This is a genomic window from Halovivax cerinus (assembly GCF_024498195.1).
Lineage (GTDB): Archaea > Halobacteriota > Halobacteria > Halobacteriales > Natrialbaceae > Halovivax > Halovivax cerinus.
In genome coordinates, this window is record NZ_CP101824.1 from 873,525 (window position 1) to 894,706 (window position 21,182).

At 66.6% G+C, this 21,182-nt stretch carries 24 protein-coding genes; 11 read left to right on the plus strand and 13 right to left on the minus strand.

Annotated features, from left to right (window positions below; genetic code table 11):
* The first annotated feature begins 73 nt into the window (after positions 1-73).
* Positions 74-430 carry a VOC family protein gene (locus NO366_RS04070; RefSeq protein ID WP_256533043.1) on the plus strand — a complete coding sequence of 119 codons (357 nt, stop codon included), beginning with the start codon at positions 74-76 and terminating at the stop codon, positions 428-430.
* A 6-nt stretch (positions 431-436) separates the two neighbouring features.
* On the opposite strand, the gene NO366_RS04075 is transcribed toward NO366_RS04070, so the two are convergent.
* Positions 437-1,987, minus strand: coding sequence for a histidine kinase dimerization/phospho-acceptor domain-containing protein (locus NO366_RS04075; RefSeq protein ID WP_256533044.1), 1,551 nt, complete (start codon positions 1,985-1,987; stop codon positions 437-439).
* Between the two features lie 88 nt (positions 1,988-2,075).
* Complete coding sequence (locus NO366_RS04080) at positions 2,076-4,079, minus strand: capsule biosynthesis GfcC family protein (RefSeq protein WP_256533045.1); 2,004 nt, start codon at positions 4,077-4,079, stop codon at positions 2,076-2,078.
* A 179-nt stretch (positions 4,080-4,258) separates the two neighbouring features.
* Here NO366_RS04080 and NO366_RS04085 point away from each other — a divergent pair, with 179 nt between their 5' ends.
* Positions 4,259-4,486, plus strand: coding sequence for a DUF7979 domain-containing protein (locus NO366_RS04085; RefSeq protein WP_256533046.1), 228 nt, complete (start codon positions 4,259-4,261; stop codon positions 4,484-4,486).
* Between the two features lie 20 nt (positions 4,487-4,506).
* Here the strand turns inward: NO366_RS04085 and NO366_RS04090 are convergent, their stop codons facing one another.
* Positions 4,507-6,537: a hypothetical protein gene (locus NO366_RS04090; RefSeq protein ID WP_256533047.1), complete on the minus strand. Its 2,031-nt coding sequence runs from the start codon at positions 6,535-6,537 to the stop codon at positions 4,507-4,509.
* Between the two features lie 181 nt (positions 6,538-6,718).
* On the opposite strand from NO366_RS04090, the gene NO366_RS04095 reads away from it, so the two are divergent.
* On the plus strand, positions 6,719-6,946 hold the full coding sequence (locus NO366_RS04095) for a hypothetical protein (RefSeq protein WP_256533048.1): 228 nt from the start codon (positions 6,719-6,721) through the stop codon (positions 6,944-6,946).
* Positions 6,947-7,014: 68 nt separating this feature from the next.
* Here NO366_RS04095 and NO366_RS04100 read toward each other — a convergent pair whose 3' ends face one another.
* The 3 genes from NO366_RS04100 to pdhA all read right to left on the minus strand — a co-directional run bounded on the left by NO366_RS04100 (position 7,015) and on the right by pdhA (position 11,422).
* Entirely contained in the window at positions 7,015-9,015 is a 2,001-nt protein-coding gene (locus NO366_RS04100; protein WP_256533049.1) for a hypothetical protein, read from the minus strand.
* Between the two features lie 176 nt (positions 9,016-9,191).
* Positions 9,192-10,277 carry an alpha-ketoacid dehydrogenase subunit beta gene (locus NO366_RS04105; RefSeq protein ID WP_256533050.1) on the minus strand — a complete coding sequence of 362 codons (1,086 nt, stop codon included), beginning with the start codon at positions 10,275-10,277 and terminating at the stop codon, positions 9,192-9,194.
* The gene (gene pdhA / locus NO366_RS04110; RefSeq protein WP_256533051.1) at positions 10,274-11,422 is read right to left on the minus strand and encodes a pyruvate dehydrogenase (acetyl-transferring) E1 component subunit alpha; all 1,149 of its coding nucleotides are present in this window, start codon (positions 11,420-11,422) and stop codon (positions 10,274-10,276) included. The genes NO366_RS04105 and pdhA overlap by 4 nt, the downstream gene beginning before the upstream one ends.
* Positions 11,423-12,024: 602 nt before the next feature.
* Here pdhA and NO366_RS04115 point away from each other — a divergent pair.
* The 5 genes from NO366_RS04115 (at position 12,025) to NO366_RS04135 (ending at position 15,590) form a co-directional block, all read left to right on the plus strand.
* Positions 12,025-12,486 carry a hypothetical protein gene (locus tag NO366_RS04115; RefSeq protein ID WP_256533052.1) on the plus strand — a complete coding sequence of 154 codons (462 nt, stop codon included), beginning with the start codon at positions 12,025-12,027 and terminating at the stop codon, positions 12,484-12,486.
* Between the two features lie 442 nt (positions 12,487-12,928).
* Positions 12,929-13,183: a hypothetical protein gene (locus NO366_RS04120; RefSeq protein WP_256533053.1), complete on the plus strand. Its 255-nt coding sequence runs from the start codon at positions 12,929-12,931 to the stop codon at positions 13,181-13,183.
* 262 nt (positions 13,184-13,445) lie between these two features.
* Entirely contained in the window at positions 13,446-14,168 is a 723-nt protein-coding gene (locus NO366_RS04125; RefSeq protein WP_256533054.1) for a queuosine precursor transporter, read from the plus strand.
* Between the two features lie 95 nt (positions 14,169-14,263).
* On the plus strand, positions 14,264-15,358 hold the full coding sequence (locus NO366_RS04130; protein ID WP_256533055.1) for an aminopeptidase: 1,095 nt from the start codon (positions 14,264-14,266) through the stop codon (positions 15,356-15,358).
* Positions 15,359-15,440: 82 nt separating this feature from the next.
* Positions 15,441-15,590, plus strand: coding sequence for a 50S ribosomal protein L40e (locus NO366_RS04135; protein WP_256533056.1), 150 nt, complete (start codon positions 15,441-15,443; stop codon positions 15,588-15,590).
* Between the two features lie 119 nt (positions 15,591-15,709).
* Here the strand turns inward: NO366_RS04135 and NO366_RS04140 are convergent, their stop codons facing one another.
* The 4 genes from NO366_RS04140 to NO366_RS04155 form a co-directional block, all read right to left on the minus strand.
* Positions 15,710-16,180, minus strand: coding sequence for a hypothetical protein (locus tag NO366_RS04140; RefSeq protein WP_256533057.1), 471 nt, complete (start codon positions 16,178-16,180; stop codon positions 15,710-15,712).
* Between the two features lie 103 nt (positions 16,181-16,283).
* Positions 16,284-16,958 (minus strand): imidazole glycerol phosphate synthase subunit HisH, encoded by a 675-nt coding sequence (gene hisH / locus NO366_RS04145; protein ID WP_256533058.1) that lies wholly within the window; start codon positions 16,956-16,958, stop codon positions 16,284-16,286.
* A 103-nt stretch (positions 16,959-17,061) separates the two neighbouring features.
* On the minus strand, positions 17,062-17,385 hold the full coding sequence (locus tag NO366_RS04150) for a DUF7521 family protein (RefSeq protein WP_256533059.1): 324 nt from the start codon (positions 17,383-17,385) through the stop codon (positions 17,062-17,064).
* A 1-nt stretch (position 17,386) separates the two neighbouring features.
* Complete coding sequence (locus tag NO366_RS04155; RefSeq protein WP_256533061.1) at positions 17,387-17,731, minus strand: winged helix-turn-helix domain-containing protein; 345 nt, start codon at positions 17,729-17,731, stop codon at positions 17,387-17,389.
* Between the two features lie 104 nt (positions 17,732-17,835).
* Here NO366_RS04155 and NO366_RS04160 point away from each other — a divergent pair, with 104 nt between their 5' ends.
* Entirely contained in the window at positions 17,836-18,198 is a 363-nt protein-coding gene (locus tag NO366_RS04160; protein ID WP_256533062.1) for a hypothetical protein, read from the plus strand.
* 87 nt (positions 18,199-18,285) lie between these two features.
* Here the strand turns inward: NO366_RS04160 and NO366_RS04165 are convergent, their stop codons facing one another.
* On the minus strand, positions 18,286-18,900 hold the full coding sequence (locus tag NO366_RS04165) for a uracil-DNA glycosylase (RefSeq protein ID WP_256533063.1): 615 nt from the start codon (positions 18,898-18,900) through the stop codon (positions 18,286-18,288).
* A gap of 148 nt (positions 18,901-19,048) precedes the next feature.
* On the opposite strand from NO366_RS04165, the gene NO366_RS04170 reads away from it, so the two are divergent.
* Complete coding sequence (locus NO366_RS04170) at positions 19,049-19,387, plus strand: winged helix-turn-helix transcriptional regulator (RefSeq protein ID WP_256533064.1); 339 nt, start codon at positions 19,049-19,051, stop codon at positions 19,385-19,387.
* Positions 19,388-19,557: 170 nt separating this feature from the next.
* On the opposite strand, the gene NO366_RS04175 is transcribed toward NO366_RS04170, so the two are convergent.
* Entirely contained in the window at positions 19,558-20,154 is a 597-nt protein-coding gene (locus NO366_RS04175; RefSeq protein ID WP_256533065.1) for an endonuclease dU, read from the minus strand.
* A gap of 9 nt (positions 20,155-20,163) precedes the next feature.
* Positions 20,164-20,337, minus strand: a complete 174-nt coding sequence (locus tag NO366_RS04180) for a DUF5786 family protein (protein WP_256533066.1) — start codon at positions 20,335-20,337, stop codon at positions 20,164-20,166.
* Between the two features lie 187 nt (positions 20,338-20,524).
* Here NO366_RS04180 and NO366_RS04185 point away from each other — a divergent pair, with 187 nt between their 5' ends.
* Positions 20,525-21,136 carry an MBL fold metallo-hydrolase gene (locus NO366_RS04185; RefSeq protein WP_256533067.1) on the plus strand — a complete coding sequence of 204 codons (612 nt, stop codon included), beginning with the start codon at positions 20,525-20,527 and terminating at the stop codon, positions 21,134-21,136.
* Positions 21,137-21,182: the final 46 nt, after the last annotated feature.

The window sequence follows — 21,182 nt, forward strand, 5'->3', positions numbered from 1 at the left end:
CGGGGCGACAGACCACCTCACGAGAGAACGAACCCCGATCGTGTACCCTGGAAGGAACACGACAGGACGAACGATGGACGAATTCAACCGGATTTCTGACGTAATCCGCTACGCCGAGGACGTCGAGCGCCTGGCGGCGTTTTACTCTGACGTCTTCGACCTCGAGATAGCCGGCGGCGATCCCAGCCACGGTTTCGTCCGCTTCGACACGGGGGAGTGCAGCCTCTGCCTGCACGCCGGCCGGGACGGCGACCTCGGCGAGTACCCCACGACGGTGGTTTTCGCGGTCGACGACATCGACGACGCCCGGGCGGACCTCCTCGATCACGACGTCGAAATGGGCGAAATTCGGTCGCCGGCGCCCGGGAAACGGGTCTGTGACGGCCGCGATCCCGAGGGAAACCCGTTCTCGATCGAGTCGGCAGACTAGTCTGGATCAGGCCGGACCGGACTCGGCGCCGGCGAATTCGAAGCGGGCGCCGCCCTCCCGGCTTTCGGTCACGGAGACGTTCCACCCGTGCGCCCGGGCGATCTCCGAGACGATCCCCAGTCCGAACCCCGTCCCGTCGGCAGCACCCGTAAATCCCATTTCGAGGACCTGATCGCGATCGTCCAGGTCGATGCCCTCGCCGTCGTCGGCGACGAAGAAGCCGGCGTCGACGGCGCCCTCGATCGACCCGACCGTGACCGAAAGCGGCGGCTCGTCGACGGCGTCCGACGACCGATCGTCGCCCTCGTCCGGCCGTTCGAGACTCACGTCCGGCGACCCGTGCTCGATCGCGTTCCGGTAGAGGTTTTCGAACACTTCCTCGAGTCGCGGGCGGTCGGCTTCGATCGTCGTCTCGGTTTCGACGACCAGTTCGGCCGCACCGGTCTCGACGTGGTCCCAGGCCGAGCGAGCGGCCTCGTCAAGCGAAATGGGCTCGGTCTCGCCGACCACCTCGCCTTTCTTCGCCAACGTCAGTAGTTCGTCGATCATCTGATCCATGCGTTCGAGTTCACCGACGACCGTCGAGAGGTGATCGGCCGACGGATCATCGACGGCCAGTTCCGCGTAGCCCATCGCGATGGAAAGCGGGTTGCGCAGGTCGTGGCTCACGACGCTGGTGAACGACTCGAGGCGTTCGTTCTGCCGTTCGAGTTCGCGTTCGCGATCCTTCAGCGTCGAGATATCGGTGTATATCAAGTACCCACGTCGCACGTCATCGGCCCCCGTCGGGACCGTCCGAAGCAGAAAGGTACGCGGCCCCTCACCGGTCTGTCGAACGACTTCGGTGTCGTGACGCTCGCCCGCGTTCATCGCCGCCTGATATTCGATCGGCGCCGAATCCAGTTCGGGAACGAGCAGGGTTTGGACGCTCCGGTCGATCGCCTCGGATGGTTCGTACTCGAAGTGACGGACGAAGGAGGCGTTTACCCGCTCGATGCGGACCGTCTCCTCCTGGACGCGGTACTCGATAACCGCGTCGGAGACGTTCTCGAAGAGCGCGGCGAACCGATCGCGTTCCCGCGTGATAGCCGACTCGTGAGAGATCCGTTCGAGCGACCGTTCGACGTGCGTAGCCAGCCGTTCGACCATCTCGCGATCGCGGTCGTCGAACGCGCCGACGGCATCCGACAGGATCTGAAGGACGCCGTGCTCGCCGATCGAAACCGAAAGCACCGAGCGGTACGCGTCGCTCGTCGGTCGGGCGGTCGTAACGTCTCGCACGTCGTCGATCACCTGCGACTCGCCCGTACGGTACGTCCGACCGGCGATACCCTCCTCGACGCCGAGCGGCGTCACGTTCGCCTGGAGAGTGCGGGCGCGGGCCGCCGCCGGGACGAATCGGTTCTCATCGGGAACCAGGACGCCACAGTCGGCGTACCCCAGTTTCTCGGCCACCCAGTCGACGGCGAGTTCGTAGACGTCGGCACTCGCTTCGGCCGTTTCGAGGTCGGCCACGAGATCGTAGAGTTGCGCACGAGCCTCGTCCGTACTCGCCATCGGGATGGTCGACCAATGGCCCGGTGGGTATTCACCTTTATGGCAATACACGTCCGCCGGGATCGAGAAGCGACAACGGAACCGACGCTCACGCGGCCGGATAGAACGGTTCGAGGTCGTCGGTGAAGTAACACTCCCCCTCGTAGACGACGACGGCTGGCGTCGCGGCCGACACCAGCGTTCGCAGGTCGCTCGCGTCGATGACCTGATCGCCCGGGTTTCCGACGAGATTCGCACCGGACTCGGGGAAGTCGGGTGACCACAACACGCCAAAGTCCGGGTACTGGATGTCGCCCGAAAACAAGAAGTTCCCGTCACCCAGCGACGTGAGGCGGTATACGAGGACGTACATTTCAGACGGGTTTCCGACCTGGCAGAGGCCGTCACCGACCGTGAGGAGTCCATCCGACGCGCCGAGGTACAGACGAGCGAGCTGAACCACGTGGTCGACGGCCATTCCCTCACCCAGCAATTCGAGCAGCGTTCGTCGGGTCTCGGGTTCGAGACGCTCCTGGCCACGCTGGGCCACCACCGCCACCGCCCCCTGGTCGACGAGCGCCGCGGCCGCCAGCAGCGAGGTAGGCGCGTCCAACAAGACCGCCCGGCCGGCACACGCCGTCTCCTCGATCGCCAGCCGCCCGTCCGTACAGACGAACGCCTCGCCGTCGACCTCGCCGACGTAGTGAACGAACTCGCCACCGGCTTCGAGGACCGATCGGAGTTCCGCGACGGTCGCGGCCTCGTAGAATTCGACGTCCGTGGGATAGGCCGGTCGGTGGCGATAGGCCTCGAGGGCGGCCTCGGCGGCGTCCGACCGTCGGTCGTCAGTGACGACGAGTGCAACCCGCTCCGGTATCTGTTCCTTGGCGTATCGGAATCGGTTCTTGTAGGCTGCAGGTCGCGACAGGAACGGACCGGCGGGGGATCCCGGGGCCAGCCAGCCGGTGAACGGACGGGTATAGCCGTCAGCGCCAGCGGTTGGGTCGCCAGGCGTCGGACCGACGCGGTCGGCACCGTCCGCTGCGTCGGACAGGTAGACCCGTGCGAGACGATTGGCGAAAAACGGCAGCGATGGCACGTTGTCGAACGTCGGTTCGACGTACATCGTGTAATGCCACGGCGGCAGGACCGGCTCGAGGCGGTCGTACGCCAGGTCGGGGTCGAGATAGACCGCGATGCGTTCGTCCATGTCCATCCCCTGCAATTCGGTGACGTCGGGGCCGAGTGTCTCGAACGCCTCGAGTTCGGCCAGGTTCGCATCCTGGGTGGCCCACCGGCCGAGATTGTCGAGGAAGACGATCCGTTCAAGCAGATCGGCGGCCTCGTGCTGCAGCGCTGGCAACGGCGACAGTTCTCGTTCGAGGTCGACCGATGGAGCCCGAAGCGTAGCGCCATCTCTGTCCGTTACAGTCACGGTCGCACCGAGGTAGAACGCGAGTGACGCGAGCGGGATCAGTGCGTCGAGGCGGTCCGGGACCCGCAGTTCGATCCCCGTCTGACCGATCGACTCGCGAACCGCCTCCGGAACGTCGGTCTCGTCGCCGAATCGGATCCGTGGCGGGTGGCCGCGACCGAGCGGTGAGGCGAGTTCTGGGTCAGTGGTCCGACGAGCGACGGCGAACGACTCGAGCGCTCGCGCAACGCCGGTAGCGGTCCGCGGGATCGTGACGGTGTGCGTCGGAGCGTCGGTGTACGACCGAAACCCGACCGTAACCGCCGTCGGATGGGGAAACGAGACGTCGACCGAGTGATCGGCTCCCCGCGTGAGCGTCGCGGTGCCGTCGAACTCGATCAGGATCTGAATCGCCGTCTCGAAAATCAGATGATAGAGGCCCGCCTCGAGCTGGATTTCGGTCCGATCGTTGGAGAGTTGCGTTTCGAACGACTTGTGGCCGTCCCGCAGGGTCCAGACCCACGCGTTTACCACCGGAAGCGAGAGTCCGTTCACCCGACCGGAAACCGTCAAGTCGACGGGTTCCGAGAGGCCGTCGCCGTCGGCCTGCCGGTCCCACCCGTTCGTCTCGACGGTGGCGACGTTGCCCACCGCGTCGGTCGCTCGAATGGTCGTATCAACGATGTCGAGGTCGACCATTAGTGGGGATTATAACAGGAAGGGGAAATGCGTGCCGGCCGGCGTTCTGATAGATCGGCGCGAGCCGACGCGATCGGTCGACCGGCCCGATCGAGGACGGAGCTGTCGCGGATCCGAGATCCCGTCAAATCGTTCCGGTGTGGGTCGGGTTCATTCCGGGCGATCACGTCTCTGTAGGCATGCCCGTCACCATCGAACCCGTCGATCCGAGCTACCTCCGGCCGGACGCGACGATTCGCGATTACGACGAACTCGACGAAGCCACCCAGACCGAGTTCGCACGCGCAGTCCGAGACCCGGAGGGCTGTCTCGACGGCGTCGAACCGGTCGAAGAGTACGTCAAATTCGTCGGATACTACCGTGTGACGACGTGTCGACGCGACAATTCGATCGCCGATCGGGAGTGACGGGCCGACGGGTCTGACGCTCAGGCGGCCGGGTAGAACGGCTCGAGGTCGTCGGTGAAGTAACACTCGCCCTCGTAGACGATGACGGCCGGCGACTCGTTCGACACGAGCGTTCGCAGATCGCTCGCGTCGACGACCAGATCGCCCGAGTTACCCGCGATGTTCGCCTTCGCACCCGGAAACCCGGGCGTCCACATCGCACCCACGTCGGGGTACTGGACGTCGCCCGATAGGGAGAACGTTCCGTCTCCGAGCGCTTCGAGGCGGTAGACGAGCGCGTACACATTCGGCGCGTTTCCGACCTGTGAAAGACCGTCGCCGACCGTGACGAGATCGTCCGACGTGCCGAGGTACCGGCGAGCGAACCGAACCGCGTGGTCGACGGCCATCCCGTCACCCAGTAGTTTGAGCACGGTGCGACGGACCTCGGCCCCCAGGCGATCCTCGCCACGTTGGGCAAGCACCGTCACCGACCCCCGGTCGACGAGCGCCGCAGCTGCTGGCAGCGAATTGGGTGCGTCGAGCAGGACCGTCCGGCCGGCACACGCCATCTCCTCGGTCGCCAGTGTCCCGTCGGTGCAGACGAACGCCTCGCCGTCGACCTCGCCGACGTAGTGGACGAATATCCCACCGTCTTCGAGGACCGAGCGAAGTTCCGCGACGGTCGCGGCCTCGTAGACGTCGACGTTCGCGGGGTAGGCCGGTCGACCGCGATAGGCCTCGCGAGCGATTTCGACTGCGTCCGCCCATCGGTCGTCGGTGGCGACGAGTGCGACGCGGTCTGGCGTCTGATCGTTCAGGTATCCGGTCCGATTCTCGTAGGCTGCGGGTCGCGACAGGAACGGGCCGATCGGCGTGCCCTGCGCCAGCCAGCCGGTGAAGGGGCCGCTATCGCCGTTAGCGCCATAGGCCGAGTTGCCGGGCGTCGGCCCGACGCGGCCGGCCTCGTCGACGGCGCTCGGCAGGTAGATCCGAGCGAGGCGGTTGGCAAGAGCCGGCAGCGATGGAACGCGATCGAACGTCGGCTCGACGTACATCGTATAATGCCACTGCGGCAGGACCGTTTCGAGGCGGTCGTACGCGAGATCGGGATCGAGGTACGCCTGCAGCCGCTCGTCCAGGTCAGCTTCGTACAGGTGACCGACATCGAGATCGAGCGTCGCGAATTCGTCGAGTTCGGCCAGATCCGTATCCTGGGTGGAGAATCTGAGGAGATTGTCGAGTGAGACGATCCGTTCCAGCATGGCAGCGACTTCGTGTTGCAGCCCTGGAAACGGCGACAGCGCTCGTTCAAAATCAACCGACTGCGCCCGGAGCGCCACCCCGTCTTCGTCCGTGACAGTCACGGTCGCGCCGAGGTAGAACGCGAGCGACGCGAGCGGTATCAGTGCATCGAGGCGATCCGGAACCCGAAGTTCGATCCCCGTCTCGCCGATCGACTCGCGAACCGCCGCCGGTATGTCGGTCTCGTCGCCGAATCGGATGCGTGGCGGATGGCCGCGCTCGAGCGGTGAAGCGAGGTCCGGCCCGTTCCAGTGGCGAGCAACGGCGAACGACTCGAGCGCTCGCGCGACGCCGGTAGCGGTTCGTGGAACCGTGACAGTGTGTTTGGGTGCGTCGACGAACGACCGAAACGCGATCCTGACGAGCGTCGGTTGGGGGAACGAGACGGTGACGGTCTGGTCGGGCTGGCGCGTGATCCGCGCTCGGCCGTCGAACTCGATCCGGACCTGTATCTCCGAGTCGAACGTGAAGCGATAGGTACCCGGCTCTAGCCGCCGGTCGATCCGATCGTCGGTGAGTTTGGTCTCGAACGTTCGGCGCCCGTCCTCCAGTTTCCAGACCCACGTGTGGACCCAGGGAAACGAGAGAGTATTCACACGGCCGGCCACCGCCGCGCCTCCCGAACCAGAGCCATCGCGGCCGACCGCCGAATCCGGAAGGTCGCCGACGTCGGCCAGCCGGTCCCAGCCACTCGTCTCGATGGCCGCGGTGTTGCCCGCCAGGTCGGTCCCGAGAATTGTCGTATCAACGACCTCGATGTCGACCATTAGTGGCAGTACTAATAGGATCGCAAAATGCGTGCTGGCCGGGGTCTCGATCGATCGACGCTGGCCGACGCGTTCGGTCGACCGAGCCGATCGAGGACGGAACTGTCGCGGAACCGAGATTCCGTCAAATCGTTCCGGTGTCGGCCGGGTTCATCCCGTCCGATCGCGTCGATGTACACATATGCCCGTCACCATCGAAGCCGTCGATCCGAGCCACCTCCGTGCGGACGCGACGATTCGCGATTTCGACGAACTCGACGAAGCCACCCAGATCGAATTCGAACACGCAGTCCGGGACCCGGAGGGCTGTCTCGACGGGGTCGAACCGATCGAGGAGTACGTCAAATTCGTCGAGTACTACCGTATGACGGCGTGTGGGCGAACCGATTCGAACGCCAAGCGGGAGTGACGGACTACCCCCTTCGAACTGGCAGTTTCGAGAGACGGGACGGCCCGGCTGGCCGACGACACCGACGCTCACGCGGCCGGGTAGAACGGCTCGAGATCGTCCGTCCAGTAGCACTCGCCGTCGTAGACGATGACGGCCGGCGACGAGTCCGCAACCAGCGTCCGGAGGTCGCTCGCGTCGACGACGACGTCGCCCGGGTTCCCCACGAGGGTCGCCGTCGCCTCCGGGAAATCCGGCGACCACAGCACGCCCGCGTCCGGGTACTGGGCGTCGCCCGCGAGCGAGAAGGTCCCGTCCCCGCGGGCGGTGAGCCGGTAGGCGAGCACGTACAGGTCAGTGGCGTGCCCGACCCGACACAGTCCGTCGCCGACGACGACGAGTTCGTCCGTCGCACCGAGATACCGGCGAACGAATCGAACCGCGTGATCGATCGCCATACCGCCGCCCAGCAGTTCGAGCAGGAGGCGACGCGCGTCGGCTTCCAGTTCGTCGTCTCCCCGGAGGGCGACCGCTGCCACCGCACCACGGTCGACGAGTTCCGTGGCCGCCGACAGCGAGTCGGGGACGTCGAGCAGGACCGCTCGGCCGCCCCACTTCGAATCCGTCGGCGACACCGTCCCGTCGGCGCAGACGAACGCCGACCCGTCGAGCTCGCCGACGTAGTGGACGAACTCGCGACGGGGTTCGACCGCCGCCCGGAGGTCGTCGACGGTGGCGTTCTCGCAGACGTCGACCTCGGCCGGATACGCCGACCGATCGCGGTAGACGTCGCGGGCGGTCTCGACGACGGCCGATCGCCGGTCGTCGGCCACGACGAGCACGGATCGGTCCGAACCCCGCTCGTCGACGTACGCCGTTCGGTTCTCGTACGCTGCGGGCCGCGACAGGAACGGCCCCGACGGCTCACCCTGGCCCAGCCAGCCGGTAAACTGGCCGCTGCCGCCGTCGGGATCGGGGCGCTCGCCCGGAATCGGTCCGACAGAATCGATCCCGTCAGCGGCGCTCGGCAGGTAGACCCGCGCCAGTCGATGGGCGAACGACGAAAGCGGGGGGACGTGCTCGTAGGTCGGCTCGACGTACATCGTGTAGTGCCACGGCGGCAGGGCCGGCTCCAGACGGTCGTACGCCAGATCCGGGTCGAGATACGTCTCGAGGCGCTCGGCGAGGTCCGACTCGTACAGGCGATCGACGTCGAGGGCGAGCCGCTCGAACGCCTCGAGTTCGGCCAGGTTGGCCTGCTGGGCGGCCAACCGGACGAGGGTATCGAGGGAGACGACGCGCCGGAGCACGTCGGCGGCCTCGTGCTGGAGGGCCGGCGCTGGCCGAAATCGCCGGTCGATATCGACCGACGGGATCCGAAGCGCCACGTCGTCGCGGTCCGCGACGGTCACGGACGCGCCGAGATAGAACGCCAGCGAGGTGAGGGGAACGAGCGCGTCGAGGCGGTCTGGAACCCAGAGCTCGACCCCCGTCTCGCCCATGGATTCTCGAACTGCATCCGGAATCTCGGTCTCGGCCCCGAACCGGATCCGGGGCGGGTGGCCGCGCCCGATCGGCGACGCGATGCCCGGTCCGTCGTCCCGCCGGGCGACCGCGAAAGACGAGAGCGCACGTCCGACGCCGGCGGGGGTTCGCGGGACCGTGACGGTGTGTTCGGGAATGTCGACCAGCGACCGGAAGCCGATCGTGACGACCGTCGGCTGCGGAAACGACACGGTGGCGCGTCGGTCGGCCCGGCGTTCGATCGTCGCGTCGCCGTCGAATTCGATCACCACCTGGATCGCGTCGTCGAACGTCAACTGATAGGCGCCCGGTTCGAGCCGACGCTCGGTTCGCTCGTCGGTGAGTTTGGTGCAGAACGTGCGCCGACCGTCGTCGAGATTCCACACCCAGGTGTGGACCCACGGAAACGACAGTTCGTTCGCTCGGCCCGAGATCCTGGTGTCGACGGGTTCTGAAAGGGCACTCTCGTCGTCGAGTCGATCCCACCCGCTGGTATCGACGGTCGCCTCGTTCCCCGCCGCATCCGTCGCTCGGATAGCGGTGTCGACGACGTCGATGTCGACCATCGCCAGACACTGGAACTGAACGGGTAAAGACGTGACGGCCGTTATCGGCCGGGTTCGAGAGTGTGAGCGTGTGACGAGGGGTTCAGTCGAGGCTGGCGACGGGGAAACGAACCGCTCGTGGACGACTCGGATCGCCGCATCGCGTATCGAATCCGTTCGCGCGTTCGAACGCCCCGCTACGCCTCGACGGTCTCCAGGACGCCCTCGCGGATGCGCAGCGCCTGCGGGAGGTAGAAGTCTTCGAGTGTCGAGAGCGGGACCGGCGTGTCGAAGCCCGTCACGCGGGTGACCGGCGCCTCGAGGTGGTACAGCGCCTCCTCGTTGATCGTGGCGACGATCTCGGCACCCACGCCGGCTGATTTGGGCGCCTCGTGGACGACGACGGCGCGGCCAGTCTTCTGGACCGACTCGGCGATGGTATCGACGTCGAGCGGCGAGAGGCTCCGCAGGTCGACGACCTCGACGTCGAGTCCGTTCTCTGCTGCGAGGTCTTCGGCGACGGCGAGGGCCGGCTGGGTGCTTGCCCCCCAGGTGAACAGCGAGAGGTCGTCACCCGCCCGGCGAATCGACGCCTCGCCGATCGGGACGGTGTAGGACTCCTCGGGGACGTCCTCGCGGAACGCGCGATAGAGGCGTTTCGGTTCGAGGACGATCACGGGGTCCGGATCGCGAATCGCGGCCGCGACGAGCCCCTTCGCGTCGGCCGGCGTGCTCGGCGTGACGACCTTGAGGCCGGGTTCGTGGACCAGTGCGGCCTCCCTGGACTCGGAGTGGTGTTCCGGGGCGGCGATGCCGCCGCCGTAGGGCATACGGACGACCATCGGGAGTGTGTACTGACCGTGGCTGCGACTGCGCATCCGGGCGGCGTGGCTCACGAGCTGGTCGTACGCGGGCGAGGCGAAGCCCATGAACTGCATCTCCGCGACCGGCCGCATGCCCGATATCGCGAGACCGATCGACGAGCCGACGATCGCCGACTCGGCGAGCGGCGTGTCGATCACGCGGTGCGGGCCGAACTCGTCCTGTAAGTGCTCCGTCGCCCGGAAGACGCCACCGTTGGTTCCGACGTCCTCACCGAGTACGAGTACGCTGTCGTCGCGAGCCAGCTCCAGCCCGAGGCCGTCGCGCACCGCTTCGACGAGCGAGAGCGACTCGGTCGGACCGTCGTAGGTATCGAGGTCGATCGCATCGGCCGCCACGTCGGGTTCCACCTCGACCGTATCGTCGTCGGCCGATTCGGACGGGTCGGCCGCGGTGCTCATTCGCCCACCTCCGCGAACGCGTCGTCGCCATGGCGCTCGCGCAAGCCGTCGAGGTCCGCCAGTTGTTCCCGCAGGCGGTCGGTCGGCTCCTCGTAGACGTGCTCGAACATCCGCGTCGGGTCGGTCTCGGTGGCCTCGGCGCGGTCGATCGCCGTCGCGAGGCAGTCCTCGACGCGGTCGGCGATCTCGTCGGCGAGGTCGTCGTCCAGGATCCCCTCGTGGTAGAGGTACCGTTCGAGACGCTCGATTGGGTCCTGATCCTCCCAGTCCTCGCCGTCGTCCTCGCTGCGGTAGGCCGATGGGTCGTCGGCGGTCGAGTGCGCGCCGAGGCGATACTGACACGATTCGATGAGCGTGGGCCGACGCTCGCCCTCCGCGGGGTGTTTCGCCTTCTCGACGGCCGCCCGGGTCACGGCGTAGACCGCGAGCGGGTCGGTCCCGTCGACGCGGACGCCCTCGACGCCGTACGCGTCGGCCTTCTCGACGATCGTCTCCGTCGCCGTCTGCGCTTCGAACGGCGTCGAGATGGCCCACTGGTTGTTGTTACAGACGAAGATCGTCGGGACGTCGTAGACGGACGCGAAGTTGAGCCCCTCGTGGAAATCGCCGGTCGAGGTCGCCCCGTCACCGAAGTGACAGAGGACGGCGCGGTCGTGCGGGTCCTGCATGGTGAACCCCCAGGCCAGCCCCATCGCCTGCGGAACCTGCGTACCGATCGGGATGTACTCCGGCAAGGCGTTCACGTCGTCGGGGACGGCGTACCCCTCGCGATAGCCGGAGAGATGCGTGAGTAACGCCTCGTAGGAGCGTCCGTGGGCGTGTTTCGCGGCGTGGTCGCGGTAGGTAGGGACGAGCCAGTCCTCGTCGTCGAGGGCGAAACTGGTCGCGACCTGCGACCCCTCCTGTCCGCGCATGGGTGCGTACGTGTCGATCCGACCCTGCCGCTGCAGCCCCGTCGCTCGCTCGTCGAACCGTCGGGCGAGGACGAGCTCCTCGTACATCTCTAGCAGCGCCTGGTCCGTGAGGGCCGGTCGCTGGGCGCCCGGTAGCAAGGTGCCGTCCGTGTCGAGTACCTGGACCGCATCGTCCGGCGGGCTGGTCGATTCGGATCGGTGCGTCGGTTCGGGTTCGTCGTATGTGCTCATCGTTTCCGTGGGTGTTCGGTGGCGTGGGTTCGTGTTCTACATCTTACACATCGTCGGCCACCCGCCAGGCTGACGGGCAGCGAGTCGGCCCGGTCCCGCTGACTACGGGAACCCGGGAACGGACGAGAACGCCTCGGACACGGTGTCAACGTGCCGAGACGGGTGTCCGCCGATCAAAATGTCGGTCGAATAAGCCAGGTAAATGTCAGTACACGCCGTGGAGACTGCTTGGCGGGCGAACGTGACTCGGACTGGCTGGCGGACGCCATACACAACAGATGGAGGGGGTTCTACATAATTCTTCGTGAGTGACGTTGTCATACGCCATCCTCGCCAAATCCACGGTGTAGATCGGTCGCTTTCTGGATGAACGTCGAAAAATATCGGCAAATGTCGACATGGTCCGTCGAGAGGCCGGCCAATATACGGGGGAGGGTGTGCATGCGTACAGCGAGATCGTCGCCAATCCAGCACCAACTGCCGTTCGAGATTTGTATCGAAGATGCGTATCGTCGGTTCCGGAAGTGATCGCCCGTGTACGGAGACCGTACCGATCCTATGAGTCCGAGTAACGATGGGGAGGGCCGTGGCAGCGGTATCCAGTGGTTCACCCGACCCTCGACCACACCGGCACCGCTCCGTCAGTCGCGTACGTCCTCGTACTCGCGTCACTGGTCGGACTCGCGGTCGGGCTGACCGCCTGGACCGTCGCCGGCGGTGCGGGACTATCGTTGGACGGGACTGCCGACGCCGATCCACACGGAACCGAGGACGGAATCGATGGGCTCGCGACCGACGCCCCGGTCGAAAACGAGACCGGGGACGACGGCGGAGACGCACCCGACGGATCGGGATCGGAAGACGACGGGCCTGAGGAACGGGACGACGAAGACGACGACTCTGACGAAAGGGGAGACGAGGACGAGCGGGACGACGAAGACGACGACTCTGACGAAAGGGGAGACGAGGACGAGCGGGACGACGAAGACGACGACTCTGACGATCTGCTAGATGCACTCTTGGAGGCGTTCGAGGACGAATCGGTCGAGGACGACGGCGAGTGACGGCCGGCCTCGATCCCGAAACCCGCGACGGGTGAGATCGGACCAGGTCGAACCGGCTCCGTACGGCGGTTCGACGGCCCGGTCGGCCAATCGGCACCCGAGCGGGCGGACGGGCGGCCCACCAGCCCGTGCTCCGGTCGCTCAGCGGTCTCGGTCCGACTGTCGTCGGACCGTACACTCCTAGGGTCCCCAGGAAAATGGATGGTCGCCCTGACCGTCGCAAGCCACGCCGGCCCCGGTGGAAAACGAAAATCGGTCGAGACCCGCGGGTTCGGCCGACCGCAAACGGCCGTCGACCGTCGTGACAACCACTACGATTATGGCAGTCCCGGCCCATTCGCCGGTCGAAATCGGTACCCAGCGGCCGGAGCGGGACCGTCGCACACCGGTTCGTCCCGCCAGAGGAAGGCGTCGCGCTGGCCGCGAGGTGGCAGATACAACGATGATCGATCTCACGATTCCACCGCGTCCGTGGCTCACCAGAACACGCCTCTACCACGTGGTAGGGTGGGGAATCCGCATCTACGTCGCCTGCCTCCTCGTCGTGGGCCTCTACAGCGTGCTCTGGCTCGCCGAGGTCGCCGGCTACCTCGATCAGCGTACCCTCGCCGTCATCTGGCTCGCCGTCGCCGGCATGGGCAGTACGTTCCTCGTCCTCCTCGTCCCCCTGTATTACTCGAGTCGTCTACGGAGTTGATCGACGGCGGATCCGTCCCCGTCTCGGTCCGACCGGCGTGAGCAGTACCGGATGGTCACGGACGACGCGTGCAGGCTCTCACCGCCGTGATCGGCCGACAGCGAGACGTCTGCCAGGTCGACGTCACGTCGCACCACCGAACTGGTTCTCCAGGGAGCGGTCGGCCCTGATGCGGTTCGGACCGGTTCGGGAATTATCGAAAGAGCTCTCAGGTGCTCTCTCGATAGCATCACTTAGGTGCCTCCGGTCGATACGACCGACCATGAGTGAGTCACCCGGCACACCGACGCTCCCACAGGTGGCACTGATCGCCGTCTTCGTCACGGCGCTGGTGACCGCCCAGTTGACCGCCGCGAAGATCCTCGCGTTCTCGATCCCGCTCTCGTTGCCGCTTACGGGCAGCGAACTCGTCATGCCGGGGGCAGCCCTCGCGTACGCACTCACGTACTTCGCGAGTGACTGCTACACTGAGCTGTACGGCAAACGCGCCGGCCAGATCGTCGTCAACGCCGCGTTCGCCATGAACTTCGTCGCGCTCGCGCTGGTCCTCTCGACAGCGGCCGCTCCGGTGTATCAGTTTTCCCCCGTCGGCGCCGGCGAGTTCGAATCGGTACTGTTGCCGGCCGGTTCCATCGTCGCCGGGAGTTCGATCGCCTACCTCGTCAGCCAGAACTGGGACGTCTGGCTATTCCACCGGATCCGCGAGGAGACCGGCCGCGAAAAGCTCTGGCTTCGCAATATCGCCTCGACAGGGACGAGTCAAGCGATCGATACCGTCATCTTCGTCTCCGTCGCGTTCTACATCGCACCATCCGTCATCGGCGGCGATCCCATGGAGTTCACGCCACTCGCCGCTCTCATGATCGGCCAGTACATCCTGAAACTGGCCATCGCGCTCGTCGATACGCCGATCGTCTACGCCGTCGTCCGACTCGTCCGCGAGCGATCCACGACGCCGACGAGCGGCGCCGTCGCCGCCGAGTAAGCACCCGACGATCGGTTTCCGGCGGGCAAACGTCCGCCCAACAGCCGGCGACCTGAACCGACGCGGGTTTGTGTTCTCACGGGAGACCCTGCGGTATGGATCCACGCGTCCGCGAGCACGCCGCGGTGCTCGTCGACTGGAGCGCTCGCGTCGAGGCCGGCGACGACGTCGTCCTGTCGGTCGGCCCCGACGCGCACGAACTGGCCGTCGCCGTCGCCGAAAAACTGGGTGAGCGCGGCGCGAATCTCCTGGCGACGTACGATTCCGGCGACCTCACTCGCGCCTACCAGCGCGCCCACGACGGCGACTTCGAGGAATCGACCCACGAACTGGCACTGTACGAGGCCGCCGACGTCTACCTGTCCATCGGCGGCGCCCGTAACACGAGCGCGACGGCCGACGTCCCCGGCGAGACGCGCCAGGCCTACCGCAGCGCCCACCAGGATGTCCGCGAGACGCGCTACGACACGCGCTGGGTGTCGACCGTCCACCCGACGCGCTCGCTCGCCCAGCAGGCGAACATGGCCTACGAGGCGTACCGCGACTTCGCCTACGACGCCATCCTCCGCGACTGGGAGTCGCTCGCCGACGAGATGGCCAAGCTGAAAGAACGCCTCGACGCCGGCAGCGAGGTCCGCCTCGTCGGCCCGGGCACCGACCTCACGATGGCGATCGAGGGCCGAACCGCGGTCAACAGCGCCGCCTCCGTCGCCTACGACTCGCACAACCTCCCGAGCGGCGAGGTCTTCACCGCCCCGTACGCGGCCGACGGCGAGGTGACCTTCGACGTCCCGATGACGATTCAGGACCAGCCCGTCCGCGACGTCACCCTCCGCTTCGAGGACGGCGAGGTCGTCGACTACGACGCCGAACAGGGCGAATCCGTGATCGCGGACGTGCTCGACACCGACGAGGGCGCACGCCGCCTCGGCGAACTCGGCATCGGGATGAATCGCGGTATCGATCGCTTCACGGATAGCATCCTCTTCGACGAGAAGATGGGCGACACCGTCCACCTGGCGCTGGGTCGCGCCTACGACGCCTGCCTGCCCGACGGCGAGTCGGGCACCGAATCGGCCGTCCACGTCGACATGATCACCGACGTCAGCGAGGGCTCGCGACTGGAGGTAGACGACGACGTGGTGCAGCGAAACGGCACCTTCCAGTGGGAAGACGGCTTCGGCGAGTAGTCGGTCCGGCCCGCCGCGTCAGGAACCGATCCGGAACGGACGGATCACCAGATTCAAATGCGCGAGGCGCCAGAGGGCGGGTATGGCCAGTTTCGACGCCGCCGAGTCGCGGACGCTAGAGAAGCTCATCTGCATGAAGTGTAACGCCCGGAACTCCCCGGGCGCAGACCGCTGTCGCAAGTGCGGCTACGGAAACCTCCGTCCGAAGGCGAAAGAACCGCGCGCCGCCTGACAGGGGCCGCCTTCTCGACTATATCCAGTGCGCCCCCGAGCGACGGCGTCGTGATGTGAATTCGTGGTTCGCCGACCGCCGAGGTGTTAGTACCTGCCACGGTGTACGACGCCCCGGGGTCACCCGAGGAGGATCACGGCGACCGGGAGACCGACGACGAAACACAGGAGCAGTCCGACGATGATGCCGACCTGACGCATCGACGGATCGGCGGAGTCGTGCGGCGTGGCCACCTCCCGGTAGGCGAGCGCGCCGAGGAGCAAGATCCAGCTCACCGGAACCAGGACGCCGGGTTCGACGCGCGCTCGCGGGGCGTACACCAGTGCGACGGCGACGGCCAGCAGGCCGTACCCGACGCCGGCTCGCTGGAACGGGTCGAACGGATAGCCGGCGACGCTGATGTCGACCGAGAGGAAGACGCTGAAGAGCGCGCCGCCGGCGACGAGCGCCAGGACCGGTGCGACGACGACCGGGGCCGAAACGCCCTCTAGGACGAGCGCAGAGAGTGCCAGACCGAAGAAGACGACCCAGAGGAGTGTCCCGCCGATGATCGTTCGCCGCCGAAGCGCGCGAACGGCATTCGACTCCATAGCCTTCGAGTTACCACGATATAATATAAAAGTACGGATGGTGATTCGAGTCGGTCAGACCCGTTCGGACGCGACGGCGCCGCGAGGTGGCCTGCGAGGCGATTCACGCCGTACAGAGCGACACGAAGTTTCGCAGGATCCGCAGGCCGGTCTCGCCGCTCTTCTCGGGATGGAACTGCGTCCCGAACACCGTGCCGGACTCGTCGGCGATCACGGCCGGGAATCGGGTGCCGTACTCGGTCGTGGCGACGACGGCCGACTCGTCGTCCGGGACGGCGTAGTACGAGTGGACGAAGTAGGCGTACTCGCCGTCGACTGAGCCATCGGTGCCGGAGACGAGCGGATGCTCGCGCTCGACGCGGAGGTCGTTCCAGCCCATGTGGGGCACCTTCTGGCCCCCGTCGAACCGGACGTTGGTCCCCGGGATCAGGTCCAGTCCGCGGACGGCCGATTCACCGGCCGCGCCCTCCTCGCTGTCGGTGAGCAGCATCTGCATGCCGAGACAGATCCCGAACAGCGGCGTGTCGGACTCGGCGACGGCGAGGAGGTCCTCACGAAGTGGGTCCGCGTTCTCGACGCCCTCGCGGAAGGCACCGACGCCGGGGAGGACGACGCCGTCGGCGGCGTGGAAGTCATCGGGATCGTCGGTGACGGCGACGGTCGCTCCGGCGCGTTCGAGACCGCGCGTGACGCTGTGGAGGTTGCCGAGGCCGTAATCGACCACGGCGACGGTTGCGTCGACCGTCTCGAGCGACGGTCGGCCTGCCTGCTGGCTCATGGTGGGAACTCGGAGCGGGTCGTGCATGGCCCTTTCGTTCGAGCGAATCTGTTCGGGACGACGTCGTCGTCCGATCGTGCGGTCACGGTTGACGGTCGTGCGGTCACGTCGGCATCCGGATCGCGTAGAGGACCGTGAGCAGACCGAGTACCTGACTCGTTTGCGACGCGATCACCGCCGCGCCGACCGGAACGCCCGGGACGATCGAGTACACAACGAGCACGCAGAACGGCACCGCGAAAGCGAGGACAAAGCCGGCCGCAAGAAACAGCATCGGGCGGCTCTCGTTTCGGCGGTAGCCGCGGTAGGCGTAGTACGCGATGACGAGTCCGACGCAGACGCTGACCAGCTGCGTGACCTGCTGGAAGCCGAGCACCCACTCCGGCGGCAGTTCGGATCCCCACACCGAAAGCGGCGTCGACCCCACGTCACATCCCCTCGATCAGGCGGGTGAATCGATCGGACGGGTCCTCTCGCCGGTCGACCTGGAGCGCTAACGTGCCGTCCCGGAGCGTGACCGTGAGTCGATCGAGATCGGTCGCGTACACGGTCCGGTGGTGCCCGTGCTCGGGGTCGGGTCGCGTCTGCTCTACGAGCAGGTCGCACTCGCGCAGTCGCTCGAGGCGTCGGTACACCGTCGGTTCGGAGACCGCACAGCGGTCGCTCAACGTGCTCGCAGTCATGGGTTCCTGGCTCGTTTCGACGAGGATGTGCCGGGCTGTCGGGTCGGCCAGCACGGCGCCGACGGCTTCGATCCGGTCCTCCTCGCTCACGGTCTCCGCGTTTACAGGGACCCCACATAAACCGAGCGGCACCGCTACAGATCGTGAAGCCGTGGTCCAGGGCCTTTCGTTCGGCCGCTCCTCGGTCGACTCGTATGTCCACCGAACGACCTCCGACCGGTCGTCGCTCCCGGCTCAATCCGGCGACAGTGACCGGTCCGCTCCTCGTTCTCACGAGCATCGTCACGAGTCTGATCGCCGCGCGCGTCCTCGGTCCATCCGTTCGAATTCGCTGGAGCGTCGGGACGCACTATGGACCCGAGTACGCGTCGACCGGTCCCGTAATGCTCGCGTTCACCGTGACCGTCGCGGGGGCGGTCGTGACCTGCTTGTGGATCGCGAAACGGGTAGCCGGTGACGGCCGGCCCGATGCTCGACTCGTCATCGAACTCGTCGGAGCCGCTGTCGGAGCGTTGCTCGTCGCGACGCAGGTACTCGTCGTTGGCCTGAACCTGTAGCCCGAGCGTCGAATCGGCCCGGGCATCGCTCGGCATCGGCGGGCCACCTGATCGCGGTGTCACCACCGCGGCGTGACCACCAGCCGATCAGTACTCCCCGAGGCGAGACTGGCCGCCCGAATCGGTCGGCGAGACGCCGGCGATCGCCGCGGCCTCCGCGATCGTCTCGGCGAAGGCGGACTCCTGGCTCCGGTCGTACAGCGTCGCGGCCGGGTGGAGACAGACGAGGACCGGCCGGGGCGTGCCAGCGATGCGAACCTCCTCGACGGAGCCCGTCTCACTGGTCACCGCCACCGACCGGCCGAGGAGGTGTTCGCCCGGCACCTTCCCCAGGGTGACGATCACGTCCGGATCGACGCGGTCGATCTCGGCCTCCAGGTAGCCGCGGCAGTTCTCGAGTTCGTCCGTCGTTGGATCCCGGTTCTCCGGCGGCCGGCAGCGCACGCAGTTGGTGATACGGACGGTCTCGCGTTCGAGGCCGACGGTCCGGAGCTGGTCGTCGAGGACGCTCCCGCTGCGGCCGACGAACGGTTCGCCCTCGGCGTCTTCCTGCCCGCCGGGCGCCTCGCCGACGAACAGGACGTCGGCGTCGGACGGTCCCGTTCCGTTTACGATCCGGCTCCGCGAGTCGACCAGCGCGGGACAGCGTCGACAGTCCGAGACGCAGAGTCCCTCCATGTTCTGTGGCCGGGTATCGTCCATGTGGTGACGGTCGACCGGCACCCACGTACGGCTTTCGGACGAGGGACCGGTGACGGTCGGCTCGGCGTTCGTCTCTGGCCCAAACTCCGGTTGCGGCCGGAAGTATTACTTGCATCTACTCCCCACTGGTGATAACGAGCGTGATTTCGTGAAACTGAGACAGCCCACCGACTTTCTGATCCTGGAAGCACTCAAGGAGACGGGTCGGAACGTCGCGCCGAACCTCGCCTCCCACACGGGAAAGAGCCGCAAGAACATCAACACTCGATTGCCCGTCCTGGAGGATTACGGCCTCGTCCGGAAGGTCGGCCCGGCCGACCGATCGGGTCTGTACGAGGTGACCCCGCTCGGCAAGACGGCGCTCATCCACCAGGACGAGTACGACGAGGTCGACGACTTCGAAGAACGCATCCAGGAGGCGTCTCCTGCGACTGACGGCGGCACACCGGTGACGGCGATGGCCCGCGGCGAGGAGACCGAAGAGTAGCGGACGGACCGACCACGAGTAGCGGCCCTCGCGACCGATCGATCCGAACGGGGCGCTCGCACCCGCCGATCCGTCTGAGTCGTCTGGTACCCGCCACGGTGAGCCGTCGGTACGGACCCGTCGACAGGTGTCGGTCGACCACTGGGGTGTCGATCGGCCACGGATATCCGCTAGCGGTCCGATCGGTCCGGGCGATCGGCGTCGCGCTCTCGGTCCAGGTACGCAGCGCCCGCACGGGCGAGCTGTCGCGCTACCCTGATAGGTTCAGGTCGGCCGCCTTCGGGCGTGAACGTTCGGACGATGTCGGCCGCCTCGGCTGGCGACGCGCCGAGTGCCCTGACGTACACCGTCTCGTCGTTGACGGTCACCGGTCGACGAGGTGGCAGCCGACGGTACCGTTCGAGGCGCTCGGAACGGTCGTCACCGGAGAACGAGTCCCGAATCGCCGGTTCGAGCCCGTCGCTGGGGTCGAACGTGACCGCGATCGTCGGACCGTCGACGCCCTCGTAGAGTCGGGAGAGGTCGATCACGTTGAACCGCGCCGGGGCGATCGTCCCGATCACGAGGGAGGCAACGTCCTCGCGATCGAGTGCTGTGACGATTCGAAGAACGGCGTCGGTCGCGTCGAGGCCGCCGACCGTCGCCGTCGCGAACCCCGCACCGTCTACGACGCGATCGCCGCGAACGACGGCGCCCGCGAGCGTACACCGGTCGCCGACCGAGGAATCCGCGATGCCGAGCGCACGCCTCCCCCGACGGTCGGACATACCGGTGGCTCACTCCTCGCTCTTGATCTCCGAGAGACGGTCGATCAGTTCGTCGCTCGAGGCCCCGTTGTCGAACTCCATCGTCCCCTGATGGGCGTTCTCTTCCGACTCGACGGCGTCGTCGTCGTCGAAATCGGCGTCGATGTCCTGTTGTTCGGACTCGTCGTAGCTTCCAAAACCCATACGTGAGTAGGTAATGGGATCGACGCCCAAAAATCCACTGCTGGACATATACGGCACAGTCGGTCGTAGAGCGTCGTACCGCGGTGATGGCGGATTCCCCACGGGTCGGACGATGACGGGTTCCGTACGAATCGGCTCCGCCCCGTTCGAGAGATTTAGGGCGGTTCGTCCCGTCGGGTTCGAGAAGATGGACGTCCACACCGTCACGGCAGCCGCCGAGTCGTTCACCTGTAACGCCTACCTCGTCCCGGGTGAGCGAACGACCATGGTCGACGTCGGGACCTACCACGACGTCATAAACGCGATCAGAGACCACGTCGAGACGATCGACGCCGTGGTCCTGACCCACCAGCACGGCGACCACGTCGACCGGTTGTCGGCCGTCTCCGGCACGTTCGGCCCGGAGATATACGCGTTCGCCGACCACCCACTCCGGACGCGGACGATCGTCGACGGGGACGAGGTCCTGATCGGTGACGAGACGTTCGAGGTCGTTCACACCCCCGGACACGCCGACGATCACGTCTCGTTCGTCTCGGACGAGACGCTCTTCTCCGGCGACGTTGTCGTCCACGACGACGGCGCGTTCGACGACGGGAGTTTCGGACGGACGGATCTGCCGGGCCAGTCCAGGGAGACGCTCGTCGAGAGCATCGAGACGCTGCTCGATCGGATGCCCGACTCGGTCGAGCACATGTACGCCGGCCACGGCGGCGAGTTCCACGGCGACGTCCGCGCGATCGTCGAACGGGCGCTCGAACGGGCAGCGCGTCACGAACCGAAGTATCCGGACAAATGACCGGTCTGTGGCGGGAACGGGCGCGACGGGACGGGGCCGGGCCCCG